This is a genomic window from Nocardioides allogilvus, assembly GCF_003047285.1.
Lineage (GTDB): Bacteria > Actinomycetota > Actinomycetes > Propionibacteriales > Nocardioidaceae > Nocardioides > Nocardioides allogilvus.
This window is the reverse complement of record NZ_PZYX01000002.1, coordinates 1-12,612: the sequence shown is the minus strand read 5'-3', so window position 1 is coordinate 12,612 and position 12,612 is coordinate 1. Positions and strand designations below refer to the sequence as shown.

The window sequence follows — 12,612 nt, the reverse complement described above, 5'->3', positions numbered from 1 at the left end:
ATGACAGCACACGAGATGACCGAGTACCCGAGCATCGTGCCGTTCGGAAGTCTTGCCACCGAGCACCACCCGCACGTCGGTGGCAAGTGCGCCTCGCTGGGGGTCATGAGCCAGGCAGGACTTCCCGTCCCGCCGGGCTTCGCGATCACCACCCGAGCGTTCGCCGAGGCCGGTCAGGCCTCCGGCCTGATGCCGAGCATCAGCGAGCTCCTCGCTGCCACCGACATCACCGACTCCGCCGCGCTCAAGGAGGCAGCGGCCCGGGCGCGCGAGATGGTGACGAGCTGGCGGCTGTTGGACGAGCACCAGAGCCTCCTCGACGAGAGCTACGCCGAGCTGTGCACACTCGCCGGCGTGCCGGACGTGCCCGTCGCCGTGCGCTCCTCTGCGACGTCGGAGGACTCGCCCGACGCGTCCTTCGCCGGTGAGCACGACACCTATCTCTGGGTGTGCGGGATCGACGCCGTGCGCCAGAAGGTCCGCGAGTGCTGGGCCAGCCTGTTCACCGAGCGCGCCATCGTCTACCGCGCCGAGATGGGCTACCCGCACGACGAGGTCGACATGGCCGTCGCCGTGCAGAAGATGGTCCGTCCGCGCGCCGCCGGGGTCGCCTTCACTCTCGACCCCAGCAACGGAGACAGGTCCGGCATCTGCATCGACTCCGCCTGGGGCTTCGGCGAGGGCGTCGTCTCCGGCGACGTCACGCCCGACAACTTCCTGGTCGACAAGGTCATGTGGACCATCAACCGCCGCACGATCAGCCCCAAGACCCACGCCCACCTGCTCACCGAGTCCGACGACGGCGCCGCACCCAGGGTCACCCGGGTCGAGCTGTCCGACGACAAGGTCAACGCACCGTCGCTCACCGACGACGAGATCATCGCCATCGCACGGCTGGCCAGGACCGCGGAGAAGCACTACGGCTGCCCCCAGGACATCGAGTGGGCGCTCGACGACGACCTGCCGTCCGGCTCCGACGTGGTGCTCCTGCAGGCGCGCCCCGAGACCGTGTGGAGCAAGAAGCGCCACTCCGTCGCCCGCACGACGGACCTGATGGCCTCGATCGTCGACACCCTCGTCAATCCGCTGTCCGCCAGAAAGGGGGCCGCGACGGGCTGACTCGGGTCAGCACAGCGCTACGCGCATCCCCTCCGACTCGAACCCACCCAGACGCAAGGACTGATTCCCATGGCTGATCGCTTCCCGAGCCCCTTCGAGATCGAGGCGCCCGACGGCGCCGAGGGCTGGCAGGACCTCTACTCCTACTCCGCGGTCTTCTCCGAGGAGCGACGCGACTACGAGGACGCGGGCTTCTGGTTCCACGACGGCGTCCACTGGCCTGAGGCCCTCACGCCCTGGGACGCCCACGTCTTCGAGGTGGCCATCGCCTCGCTCGGGCAGTACAACACCCGGCACTACCTGGTGCCGCCCGCCTACGGCGTCGACTTCCGCATCCTGAACGGCTACGTCTTCCTGAGCCCCGTCCCCGCCCCCGAGGCCGACATCGAGGCCCGGGTCCCGCACTTCATGGAGCGGGCCGGCTTCTACTTCGCCAACTGGGACCGGTTGTACGACGACTGGCTGGTCAAGGTGCGGGCCCTCGTCCAGCAGATGACCGAGCTCGACTTCAGCGCCCTGCCGGAGATGGAGGACCTCGACGTCATCACCTCGGGTGCCGGGCGCGGTTCGGGTGACCGGCTGCTGTCGACGTACCACCGCCTGCTGGACCACGTCGTCACGCTGTGGCAGTACCACTTCGAGTTCCTCAACCTCGGCTACGCCGCCTACCTCGACTTCTTCGGGTTCTGCAAGGCCGCCTTTCCCTCGATCCCCGACCTCGCGATCGCCAAGATGGTCGCCGGCGTGGACGTCGACCTGTTCAAGCCCGACGACCATCTCAAGTCGCTCGCCCGGCTGGCCGTGAGCAGCGGCATCGACAGCCACTTCGACGGCGGCAGCCCCGAGGACGTGTGGGCCAAGCTCGAGACCGACGAGGCCGGCCGTGCCTGGATCGCCGAGTGGGACAAGGCCGCCGAGCCCTGGTTCAACTTCTCCACCGGCTCCGGCTTCTACCACTCCGACAAGATCTGGATCCAGAACGTCGAGGTGCCGTTGGGCTACATCACCGACTACATCGCCAAGGTGAAGGAGGGCGTCGACCTCAACCGACCGGTCGAGGCGCTGCACACCGAGCGCGACCGGGTCGTGTCGGAGTACCGCGAGCTGCTCGACTCCGACGAGGACCGCGCCGCCTTCGACGGCAAGCTCGGCCTCTCGCGCACCGTCTTCCCCTACGTCGAGAACCACAACTTCTACGTCGAGCACTGGGCGCACTCGGTGATCTGGCGCAAGATGCGCGAGCTCGGCGAGGTGCTCAAGACCGCAGGCTTCATCACCGAGGTCGACGACGTCTTCATGTTCCGCCGGAACGAGCTCGCCGACGTGCTCTTCGACCTCTACGCCGGATGGTCGGTGGGCGCTCCCTCGCGCGGTCCGGCGTACTGGCCGGCGGAGATCGAGCGTCGCCACGGCGTCCACGAGTCCCTCAAGACCTGGTCGGCGCCGCCCGCTCTCGGCGTTCCGCCTGAGGTCGTGACCGAGCCCTTCACCGTCATGTTGTGGGGCATCACCTCCGACTCGGTGGCGGCCTGGCTGAACACGGGCAGTGACTCCGACGACGGGTCGCTGAGCGGGTTCGCCGCGTCGCCGGGGCTGGTCGAGGGACCGGCGCGGGTGATCTTCAACGCTGACCAGATCGGCGAGATCCAGGAGGGGGAGATCCTCGTGGCCCCGCTGACCGCCCCCTCGTGGGCACCGGTCTTCGGGAAGATCAAAGCCACCGTGACCGACGTCGGCGGAATGATGAGCCACGCAGCGATCGTCTGCCGCGAGTACGGCCTGCCGGCGGTCACCGGCACGGCCTTCGGCACCAAGAACCTGAAGACCGGACAGATGCTCCGGGTTGACGGCAACACCGGGAAGGTCACGGTCCTGGACTGAGAGCACGCGCTCTCCAGCCGGACCGGGCGCCCCGGACCACCAGACGAGAAGGAGCAACATCGATGCTGACCGTTGAACAGAACGAAGAAATGACCCGTGTCGGACCCGGCACCAGGATGGGCGAGCTGCTGCGCCGCTACTGGTACCCGATCGCGTTCGAGCAGGACTTCGACGCCAGGCCCAGCAAGACCGTCCGGTTGCTCGGGGAGAACTGGACGCTCTACAAGACCCCGTCCGGCAAGTACGGCATCATCGGCGAAGCCTGCCCGCACCGTCGTGCGTCGCTGACCTACGGCATCGTGCACGAGGACGGCATCCGCTGCGGCTACCACGGCTGGAAGTACGACTTCGACGGACAGTGCGTCGAGCAGCCGGCCGAGAACGACAACACCACGTTCCGCGAGAAAATCAAGGCCAAGGCCGGCTCCGCCCAGACGATGGGCGGGATGGTGTGGGTCTACGTCGGTCCCGGTCCGGTGCCCGAGCTGCCTCCCTTCGACGTCTACGTGCTCGACGGCATCCGGGAGGTCGGCACGGCGACGTTGCCGTGCAACTGGCTGCAGATCATGGAGAACTCCGTCGACCCGCACCACGTCGAGTGGCTGCACGGCGCGTACTTCCAGTTCCTCGGCGAGACCCAGGGATTCGACGCACCGAAGTCCTTCCAGAAGAAGCACATCAAGGTCGCTTTCGAGGAGTTCGAGTACGGCATCATCAAGCGCCGCGTGCTCGAGGGTCACGGCGAGGACAGCGACGACTGGGCCATCGGCCACCCGTTGATGTTCCCCTACGGCATGCGCGTCGGTGGCCAGTGGATCGACCAGATGCAGATCCGGGTCCCCATCGACGACACGACGACCTGGAAGCTCTTCTACACCCTCCACCACCCCGAGGGAGGGGAGTGGGAGAAGCAGGATCGGCCCTCGGTCTACGAGTTCCCGTACCGCGACGAGAACGGTGAGTTCATCACCGACTACGTCGAGGGGCAGGACGTGATGGCGTGGGTCTCGCAGGGCGCGATCACCGACCGGTCGCAGGAACACCTCGGACGCTCCGACCAGGGCGTCGCCATGCTCCGCAAGATGTTCAAGGAGGCCATGGCCGCGGTCGAGGACGGCGAGGACCCGCCGGGTGTCGTGCGCGACAAGCACGACGTGATCCACCTGCCGTGCGAGAAGGACAAGTTCGGGGCCGGCACGGAGTTCGTCGATGCGTGGATCAACGGCGGGTCGATGCGCTACAGCCCGATCCGTGAGGACCTGCTCGCCCTGCACCACGCTGCGGCGGAGACGCGCGACAAGGCAGGCTCCGGTGCCTGACCTCAACGAGGAGGCGCGACGCGCGGCCCATCACGGGCCGATGCCGGCACTTCCTCCCGACCCGTACCGGCTACCGCCTCCTGGTGACTGGTTCGCCTCCGATGCCGCCCACCACCTCCTGGACAAGCCCAAGTTCTGCCCGGGCTGCTCTGCTGCGCTGGATCGCGGGCTGATCACCGAGTGGTGGAGCGGCACCGACCGGGTGTTCCTGACCTGGTGCGCGGCCTGCAAGTGGACCGGCAACGTCGTGCTCTTCGACCGGGCCATCATCGAGGAGCCGGAGCACTGAGATGACCCGACCTGCACTCGTCCTGGACTTCGGCGGCCCGGTGCTGCTGACGCCCTTCGAGCTCGTGGCCAAGCTGCCCGGGACACCGGCCCACGCTCTGCTCCACGAGCGTGGCCCGTTGGCCACGGTGGACCAGCCTGACCCGACGTGGGCGGACCTCCAGGCGGGGCGGATCACCGAGCGCCACTACTGGGACGAGCGAGCCCTTGAGTGGGACCGCCATACCGGTCACGGGTCCGACATCCGCGCGATGATCGCCCACCTTTACGATCCGCCCCGCCCCGCGCTGGTGCGGGAGCAGGCGCGAGCCCTGGTCCGCGACGCACATGCCGAGGGGCTGAAGGTCGCCATCCTGACCAACGACTTGCGCGCGTTCCACAGCGAGGAGTGGATCGACGGGATCGAGATCGTCGGCGACGTGGACGTGGTGGTCGACGGCTCGGTCGAGGGCCATCTCAAGCCCGCGCCGCGCCTCTACGAGCTGCTCTCCGAGCGACTCGACGTGGGCTTCGCCGACATGGTCTTCCTCGACGACCAGAGTTCGAACATCCGCGGTGCAGAGGCGCTCGGGATCCCGTCGGTGTGGTTCGACGTGTCGGACCCTGACACGTCGTTCGCCGAGGTGCGCAAGCTCCTCGGCCTGGTGGAGGGGCCGACCCATGGTTGAGCAGCGCGAGCTCGTCGTCACCCAGATGACCCTCGAGGCGGAAGGGGTCCTGTCCTTGCGGCTGGAGCGCATCGAGAGCAACGACCCGCTGCCCGTCTGGGAGCCGGGCGCGCACATCGACGTGTACGTGCCCGACGGCAGCACCCGGCAGTACTCCCTCTGCGGAGATCCCTCCGACCTGTCCCACTACCAGATCGCGGTGCTTCGCGAGCCCGAGGGGCGCGGGGGGTCGCGGTACGTCCACGACGAGCTGAGGGTCGGCCAGCGGCTGCTGGTGACCCGCCCCAAGCAGAGCTTCGCTCTCGAGGACGCGCCCTTCCATGCCCTGGTCGCCGGCGGTGTCGGCATCACCCCGATCATGGCGTTCGCCGAGCACCTGGACCGCGAGGGCCGCCCGTTCACGCTCACCTACGGGGGCCGCTCACGCGGCACGATGGCCTTCCGCACGCGGCTCGGCGCCCTCGGTGACCGGGCCACCTTCCTCGCCGAGGACACCGACGGGAGGCCGGACCTGGACGAGGTCGTCAAGGCGCTGCCTGATAACGGCCTCGTCTACGTCTGCGGGCCGCTCCCGTTGCTGCGTGCGGTCCAGGCGGCAGCCGAGCGCGTGCACGGCCCGGACCAGGACATCGTCCGGTTCGAGCTGTTCAGCAGGGCCGGTGTCGACCGTCCGGAGCCGGTCCCGCTCGACGGCGACAACTACGAGCTGGTGCTGGCGAGGTCGGGTCACACGCTGCGCATGCGCCCGGACGCGAACATTCTCGAGACCGTCCTGGCCCTGGGCATCGAGGTCGAGAACGACTGCCGCGACGGGATCTGCGGCTCTTGTGTCACCCCGGTGCTGTCCGGGACCGTGGACCACCAGGACCTGGTGCTCACCAAGCGGGAGCAGGCTGCGATGGACAAGATGATGATCTGCTGCTCGAAGCCCACCTGCGAGCGGCTGGAGCTGGACCTGTGACACGCCCTGGACTCGATCAGGAGACCCGCACCGCAGCGGCGCGGTCGCTCTTCGACGCCTACACGACCGGCAAGCCGGTGCAGCCGCTGACGTCGACGTACGACGGGCTGACCCTCGAGGACGCCTACGCCATCCAGCTGCTGCAGATCTCTTGGTTCGCCGAAGCCGGCCGCACCGTCAGGGGCCACAAGGTCGGCCTCACCAGCGCCGCGATGCAGCGGCTCCTGGGGGTGGACCAGCCCGACTACGGCCACCTCCTCGAGGACTTCTTCTACCTCGAGCACGAGCCGATCCCGGCGGACAGGTTCATCCAGCCACGCATCGAGCCGGAGATCGCGTTCGTGCTGAAGCGGCCCCTGCGTGGTCCCGGCGTCACCGCGCACGAGGCGCTGGCTGCGGTGGACTTCGTCCTTCCTGCGCTCGAGATCGTCGACAGCCGCATCGAGGACTGGAAGATCGGACTGCTCGACACGATCGCCGACAACGCCAGCTCGGGGGCCCTGGTGCTCGGGTCCACCCCGACCGCGATCAGCGACGTCGACCTGCGCCTCGCCGGAGCCGTGATGACCAGGAACGGGTCGGTGGTCGGGACCGGCGCCGGGGGAGCCGTGCTCGGCTCGCCCCTGAGGACCCTGGTGTGGCTCGCCAACACTGTCGGCGCGCGTGGCGTGACGCTCGAGGAGGGCCACGTGGTGCTGCCGGGCGCGGTCTGCGCCATGGTCCCGGTGGCCCCCGGAGACACCGTCACCGCCACCTTCGCCGGGCTGGGCAGCGTCACCGCCCGCTTCGACAGCTCTCGAGAGGAAACCGCATGAGCAAGGGCAAGGCAACGGCAGCGATCGTCGGGCCCGGCAACATCGGCACCGACCTGATGTTCAAGCTGATCCGACGCAGCGACATCATCGAGCCCCGCTACATGGTGGGCGTCGACCCGACCTCGGACGGCCTCGCCCGTGCGAAGCGGCTCGGGCTGGAGGTCAGCGCCGAGGGTGTTGACTGGCTCCTCGCCCAGGACGAGCTCCCCGACATCGTCTTCGAGGCCACCTCGGCGAAGGCGCACTCAGCGAACGCGCCCCGCTATGCCGAGGCCGGCATCCTCGCCGTCGACCTGACCCCGGCCGCCGTGGGACCCTACCTCTGCCCGCCGGTTAATCTGTCGTTCAACCTCGACGCCCCGAACGTCAACATGATCACTTGCGGGGGACAGGCCACCGTGCCCATGGTCAGCGCCGTCTCCTCCGTCGTCCCGGTGCCGTACGCCGAGATCGTCGCGTCGGTGTCGAGCCGGTCGGCCGGGCCCGGCACCCGCGCCAACATCGACGAGTTCACCGAGACGACGAGCAACGCCGTCGAGGTCGTCGGCGGGGCAGAGCGTGGCAAGGCAATCATCATCCTGAACCCGGTCGAGCCGCCGCTGATGATGCGCAACACGGTGTTCTGCGCGATCCCGCCGGAGGCTGGCGAGCCCGGCGAGCTCCAGGACCGGCTGCTCGAGTCGATTCACGCCATGGAGGCCACGGTCCAGGAGTACGTCCCGGGCTACCACCTGCGCGCCGCACCCCAGTTCGACCCGGCCCGCGACGCCTGGCGCGGCCAGGCTCGGGTCTTCATCCCGATCGAGGTCAAGGGGCGCGGTGACTACCTGCCCGACTACGCCGGCAACCTCGACATCATCACCGCCGCCGCCGCGCGGGTGGGTGACCTCATGGTCGCGCACCGGCTCGGCGTCGACACCACGTGGAAGTCGTCGGCAGACCTCGGCGACCTGCCCGACACGACAACGATGCCCCAGGAAGCAGGTGTCTGACCGCGATGGGTGACATGACGATCCGCCCCGAGGACGTTCCGGTGGTCGACCGCGAGGTGACCGAGACGGAGGTGCTCGCCAACGCCACCGCGGCCGGTGGCGAGCGGGACCTGCGGATCACCGACTCCACGTTGCGAGACGGCTCGCACGCGATGAGCCACCAGTTCACCGAGGAGCAGGTGCGCGGGGTCGTCTCGGCGCTCGACCGCGCCGGCGTCCAGGTGATCGAGGTGACCCACGGCGATGGTCTCGGCGGCTCGAGCTTCAACTACGGCTTCAGCCTCGTCGACGAGCTCGACCTCATCCGGGCCGCAGTAGATGAGGCCACCCAGGCGAAGATCGCGGTGCTGATGCTCCCTGGCCTGGCGACAGTCCGGGACCTCAAGCAGGCGCACGCAGTCGGAGCCTCCGTGGCTCGGATCGCGACCCACTGCACCGAGGCCGACGTGTCGACCCAGCACTTCGGCGAGGCACGGGCCTTGGGCATGGAGACCGTCGGTTTCCTGATGCTGTCGCACAGCACCACCCCCGACGTGCTGGCCAGGAACGCACGGACCATGGTGGATGCCGGTGCGGAGTGCGTCTACGTCGTGGACTCGGCCGGCGCCTTGATCCTCTCTGACGCCCAGGAGCGCATCACCGCGGTGGTCGAGGAAGTCGGTCGGGACGGCGCGCAGGTGGGGTTCCACGGCCACCAGAACCTCAGCATGGGCGTCGCCAACTCCGTCCTGGCGTACCAGAACGGCGCGGTGCAGGTCGACGGTGCCCTGTGCGCGCTCGGGGCGGGTGCCGGCAACTCGCCGACCGAGGTCCTCGCGGCCACGTTCGAGCGGATGGGCATCCGCACCGGCATCAATCTCGGCGAGGTGCTCTCGGCGGCCGAGGAGGTGGTGCGGCCCTTCATCCCGCGACTGCCCTGGATGGACCGGTCCTCGATCACCCAGGGGTACGCCGGCGTCTACTCCTCGTTCCTGCTGCACGCCGAGAGGGCGGCGGAGCGCTACGGCGTGCCGGCCCACGAGATCCTGCAGAAGGTCGGCGAGTACGGCTACGTCGGCGGCCAGGAGGACATGATCATCGACATCGCGCTCGAGCTCGCCCAGGAGAAGGAGCTCGGCGACCTCGCCGGGTCGGGGGTCCGCTGATGGCCTGGGATGTCGCCTCCGTCGGAGCCGATCTGCTGCGCTGCGAGGACGAGCGCGTCGATCGGGCACCGTTCACCGACGAGTGGCCCGAGCTGGACCTGGCGACCGGCTACGAGATCCAGGACCGGAACCTGCAGGCGCGGCTGGACCGCGGCGAGACGCTCGTCGGCATCAAGCTCGGCCTGACCAGCAAGGCCAAGCAGCAGCGGATGGGCATCGACGTGCCCTTCGTGGCGTGGCTGACCGACGCAATGGTCCTGCCCGCCGGTGACCCGGTCCCGCAGTCCCGGCTGATCCACCCCCGCATCGAGCCCGAGATCGTCTTCGTCATGGGCCGGGAGCTCACCGGTCCAGGCGTGAGCTGTGCCACCGCGATGCGTGCGGTCGAGTCCGTCTGGGGCGGTGCCGAGATCATCGACAGCCGCTACCGCGACTTCCGGTTCAAGGCAGGCGACGTCGCCGCCGACAACGCCTCCTCCGGCGTGTTCGTCACCGGTCCGGTCGGGCTGCCGCCGAGCGGACTGGACCTGACGCTGGAGGCAGCGCTGGTGGAGGTGGACGGGCAGGTCGTCGACTCGGCGACCGGCGCTGCGGTCCTGGGGCACCCAGGAGAGGCGCTCGCGCTGGCCGCCAACGAACTCGCGAAGCGCGGACACGTCATCAAGCCCGGCTGGATCGTGCTGACCGGTGGGATGACCGACGCCGTACCCGCGCCGCCGAACTCGTCGACCGCGATGCACTTCACCCACCTGGGTTCGATCTTCATCAACGGAGGCGAGTGATGCCGTTCATCGAGGTGACCCTGACGGAGGGCCGCACTCCCGAGCAGATCCGGACGCTGATCAGTGCGCTGACGAAGGCGGCGAGCGAGTCCGTCGACGCGCCGTTGGCCAGTGTGCGCATCGTCGTGCGCGAGGTGCCCGAGACCCACTGGGCTGCCGGGGACGTCACGATCGCCGAGCGCAAGCAACGAGAGGGGACGCCATGAGCGAGCGCCAGTTCTTTGGTCACGTCATCGACGGCAAAGAGGTGCCGTCCGCGGACGGCACCACCTTCGAGGTGTGGAATCCCTGGACGCAGGAGGTCTGGGCCGACGCGGCCGAGGGTGCCGCCGAGGACGCCGACCGAGCCGTGGCAAGCTCGCGCCAGGCCTTCGACGAGGGCGACTGGCCTCGACTGGGCCGGGCGGAGAGGGCGGCTGCGATCCACAAGCTGGCCGACCTGATGGAGGAGCGGTCCGACGAGCTCGCCACCCTCGACACCACCAACATGGGCAAGCCCTTCGCCCAGTCCAAGCACGACGTCGGGCGCTCGGTGTGGAACTTCCGCTTCTTCGCCGATCACCAGCGCGACCACTGCGGTGAGGTCTACCCGATGGACTCCGGGCACCACTCGTACAGCGAGTACGGACCCGCCGGCGTGGTCGCGGCCATCAGTCCCTGGAACTTCCCCCTCATGATGGCCAGCTGGAAGATCGCGCCGGCGCTCGCTTGGGGCAACACGTGCATCATCAAGCCGTCCGAGGACACGCCGGCGTCGGTGACGATGCTGGGTCGGCTCGCGACGGAGGCAGGCTTCCCTCCGGGCGTGCTCAACGTGCTCAATGGGCACGGCCGCCCGGCCGGCTCGTCCCTCACCGCCGACGACCGCGTCGACCGGGTGACCTTCACGGGGTCTTCCACGACCGGCAAGCACGTGATGGCGTCGGCCGCCGGACACCTTGCACCGGTCTCGCTCGAGCTCGGCGGGAAGGGCGCCAACATCATCTTCGAGGACGCCGACCTCGACAACGCCGTGCACTGGGCGGTCGAGGCGATCTTCCGCAACTCAGGTCAGATCTGCCTCGCTGGATCGCGGCTCTACGTCGCCGCGGCGATCTACGAGGAGTTCATGGCCCGCTTTGTGGCTGCCGCCGAAGCTCTGGTCATTGGCGACCCGTTCGACCCGGCGACGAAGTTCTCCAGCCTGGCCAGCAGGAAGCACTTCGAAAAGGTGTCGTCGTACGTCGAGGGCGTTGGTGCCGACGGAGGCAAGGTCCTCACTGGGGGCGTCGACGAGGACGGCCGGTGGCTGGTCCGTCCCACCATCGTCGCCGACCTGCCGCTGACTGCGCCGGCGTACTGCGACGAGATCTTTGGACCGGTGTGCGTGGTGAACCGCTTCGAGTCCGAGGACGAGGTCGTCGGCCTGGCTAACGACACTCGTTACGGACTCAACGCGATGCTGTTCACCGAAAATCTGTCCCGGGCGCACCGCGTCGCCTCCCGTCTCCGCGCGGGGACGGTGTGGGTGAACTGCTTCTTCGTCCGCGACCTGCGCACGCCCTTCGGCGGTGTCGGGGACTCAGGCGTAGGCCGTGAAGGCGGCAACTTCAGCCGCGAGTTCTTCACCGAGCCCAAGGCCGTCGTCATGCAGATACAGCGGTGATGACGGCCTAGGCTTGCGACATGAACCTCGATCTCGACCGGCGGGTGTACCTCGTCGACGACGGGGCGACCACGTTGGGCCGAGAAGTGGCCCGAGTACTGATCTCTGAGGGCGCGCGAGTGGTGCTCGGGGCCCGCGGCGAACACGACCTTTCCACGCTTGTGGAAGACCTTGGTGCCTCCCACGCTGTTGCTGTGGCGCCCGGAGAAGGGCAGGCCCCTGCCCACTTGGTCGCCTGCGCCGAGGCCACGTGGGGACGGCTGGACGGCGCGGTCATCTCGGCTGGGGACATCCGGGAGGGAGGGGCTCTGGAGGTGACCGATGCAGCGTGGACCGACTCCTTCCAGGACATGTTCCTCCGCACCGTTCGTGCCATGCGAGTCCTTGCTGACTCCCTGCCGGCCGGCGGGTCGATTGCTCTCGCTTTGTCCACTGCGGTCTACGAGCCGGGCACCGGTCAGGCTGTCGCTGACGCGCTGGAACGTGGTCTCGCCACTGTGGCCCTCGAGCTGGCAGGTGAGCTCGGGCCGCGAGGCACCAGGGTGAACGGACTGCTGGCAAGTGCCAACGACTCGTCTCGTCTCGAACCAGGCGCCGTACCCCTTGGTCGGCACGGAACTCCGGATGGGTTCGCCCGGGTGGCGGCATTCTTGCTATCCCCAGCCTCGTCGTATGTCACCGGCACCCTCGTTCCTGTGGACGGGGGAATGTCCCGCTTCGGTTGACGAGACGGCTTTAGCTGGCGACCAGCATCACGTCAAGGGGGGTCGCTCCGCGTGACGATCGGCTCGCGGAGCGTGCCAGTGTGGGATCGCTGTTCGCGTCGGGGCTGGACCGCCTCGTCCAGACAGGTGCGTCCTGCGAGAATGCGGCCGTGAACACACCACAGGGGCTGGGCATAGGGGACTGCCCAGACTTTGGTTGACACCTGACCTGTGAGGATTCGTCCTCGCTGGAAGGATGTTCACCATGCCGAAGCCGTATCCCAAGGAGTTCC

13 protein-coding genes are annotated in these 12,612 nt (G+C 68.5%); all 13 read left to right on the top strand.

All coding sequences use genetic code 11. The features are described from left to right. The 13 genes from C9J87_RS03375 to C9J87_RS03315 all read left to right on the top strand — a co-directional run bounded on the left by C9J87_RS03375 (position 1) and on the right by C9J87_RS03315 (position 12,340). Complete coding sequence (locus tag C9J87_RS03375; protein ID WP_198652261.1) at positions 1-1,119, top strand: PEP/pyruvate-binding domain-containing protein; 1,119 nt, start codon at positions 1-3, stop codon at positions 1,117-1,119. A gap of 69 nt (positions 1,120-1,188) precedes the next feature. Further along, positions 1,189-3,000: a PEP-utilizing enzyme gene (locus tag C9J87_RS03370; RefSeq protein ID WP_107704758.1), complete on the top strand. Its 1,812-nt coding sequence runs from the start codon at positions 1,189-1,191 to the stop codon at positions 2,998-3,000. Positions 3,001-3,062: 62 nt separating this feature from the next. Further along, positions 3,063-4,319, top strand: a complete 1,257-nt coding sequence (locus C9J87_RS03365; protein WP_107704757.1) for an aromatic ring-hydroxylating dioxygenase subunit alpha — start codon at positions 3,063-3,065, stop codon at positions 4,317-4,319. Continuing rightward, positions 4,312-4,608 (top strand): hypothetical protein, encoded by a 297-nt coding sequence (locus C9J87_RS03360; RefSeq protein ID WP_198652259.1) that lies wholly within the window; start codon positions 4,312-4,314, stop codon positions 4,606-4,608. Before C9J87_RS03365 ends, C9J87_RS03360 begins: the two co-directional genes overlap by 8 nt. Position 4,609: 1 nt before the next feature. Continuing rightward, positions 4,610-5,275 (top strand): HAD-IA family hydrolase, encoded by a 666-nt coding sequence (locus C9J87_RS03355; protein WP_107704756.1) that lies wholly within the window; start codon positions 4,610-4,612, stop codon positions 5,273-5,275. Then, complete coding sequence (locus C9J87_RS03350) at positions 5,268-6,236, top strand: PDR/VanB family oxidoreductase (protein WP_107704755.1); 969 nt, start codon at positions 5,268-5,270, stop codon at positions 6,234-6,236. The genes C9J87_RS03355 and C9J87_RS03350 overlap by 8 nt, the downstream gene beginning before the upstream one ends. Continuing rightward, positions 6,233-7,051, top strand: a complete 819-nt coding sequence (locus tag C9J87_RS03345) for a 2-keto-4-pentenoate hydratase (RefSeq protein ID WP_107704754.1) — start codon at positions 6,233-6,235, stop codon at positions 7,049-7,051. Before C9J87_RS03350 ends, C9J87_RS03345 begins: the two co-directional genes overlap by 4 nt. Continuing rightward, entirely contained in the window at positions 7,048-8,043 is a 996-nt protein-coding gene (locus C9J87_RS03340; protein WP_107704753.1) for an acetaldehyde dehydrogenase (acetylating), read from the top strand. The genes C9J87_RS03345 and C9J87_RS03340 overlap by 4 nt, the downstream gene beginning before the upstream one ends. A gap of 14 nt (positions 8,044-8,057) precedes the next feature. Continuing rightward, positions 8,058-9,188 carry a 4-hydroxy-2-oxovalerate aldolase gene (gene dmpG / locus C9J87_RS03335; RefSeq protein ID WP_198652257.1) on the top strand — a complete coding sequence of 377 codons (1,131 nt, stop codon included), beginning with the start codon at positions 8,058-8,060 and terminating at the stop codon, positions 9,186-9,188. Continuing rightward, positions 9,188-9,970 (top strand): 2-keto-4-pentenoate hydratase, encoded by a 783-nt coding sequence (locus C9J87_RS20120; RefSeq protein ID WP_107704751.1) that lies wholly within the window; start codon positions 9,188-9,190, stop codon positions 9,968-9,970. The genes dmpG and C9J87_RS20120 overlap by 1 nt, the downstream gene beginning before the upstream one ends. Continuing rightward, on the top strand, positions 9,967-10,176 hold the full coding sequence (locus tag C9J87_RS20115; protein ID WP_408635502.1) for a tautomerase family protein: 210 nt from the start codon (positions 9,967-9,969) through the stop codon (positions 10,174-10,176). Before C9J87_RS20120 ends, C9J87_RS20115 begins: the two co-directional genes overlap by 4 nt. Further along, positions 10,173-11,615, top strand: a complete 1,443-nt coding sequence (locus tag C9J87_RS03320; RefSeq protein WP_107704749.1) for an aldehyde dehydrogenase — start codon at positions 10,173-10,175, stop codon at positions 11,613-11,615. Before C9J87_RS20115 ends, C9J87_RS03320 begins: the two co-directional genes overlap by 4 nt. A gap of 20 nt (positions 11,616-11,635) precedes the next feature. Beyond that, complete coding sequence (locus C9J87_RS03315; RefSeq protein ID WP_107704748.1) at positions 11,636-12,340, top strand: SDR family oxidoreductase; 705 nt, start codon at positions 11,636-11,638, stop codon at positions 12,338-12,340. Positions 12,341-12,612: the final 272 nt, after the last annotated feature.

Excerpts from the sequence above, each read along its gene's own strand:
- C9J87_RS03355 (WP_107704756.1), top strand. The coding sequence starts at position 4,610 with ATGACCCGACCTGCACTCGTCCTGGACTTCGGCGGCCCGGTGCTGCTG.
- C9J87_RS03350 (WP_107704755.1), top strand. The coding sequence starts at position 5,268 with ATGGTTGAGCAGCGCGAGCTCGTCGTCACCCAGATGACCCTCGAGGCG.
- C9J87_RS03340 (WP_107704753.1), top strand. The coding sequence starts at position 7,048 with ATGAGCAAGGGCAAGGCAACGGCAGCGATCGTCGGGCCCGGCAACATC.
- C9J87_RS20120 (WP_107704751.1), top strand. The coding sequence starts at position 9,188 with ATGGCCTGGGATGTCGCCTCCGTCGGAGCCGATCTGCTGCGCTGCGAG.
- C9J87_RS03315 (WP_107704748.1), top strand. The coding sequence starts at position 11,636 with ATGAACCTCGATCTCGACCGGCGGGTGTACCTCGTCGACGACGGGGCG.
- C9J87_RS03320 (WP_107704749.1), top strand. The coding sequence starts at position 10,173 with ATGAGCGAGCGCCAGTTCTTTGGTCACGTCATCGACGGCAAAGAGGTG.
- C9J87_RS03365 (WP_107704757.1), top strand. The coding sequence starts at position 3,063 with ATGCTGACCGTTGAACAGAACGAAGAAATGACCCGTGTCGGACCCGGC.
- C9J87_RS03375 (WP_198652261.1), top strand. The coding sequence starts at position 1 with ATGACAGCACACGAGATGACCGAGTACCCGAGCATCGTGCCGTTCGGA.
- C9J87_RS03370 (WP_107704758.1), top strand. The coding sequence starts at position 1,189 with ATGGCTGATCGCTTCCCGAGCCCCTTCGAGATCGAGGCGCCCGACGGC.
- dmpG (WP_198652257.1), top strand. The coding sequence starts at position 8,058 with ATGACGATCCGCCCCGAGGACGTTCCGGTGGTCGACCGCGAGGTGACC.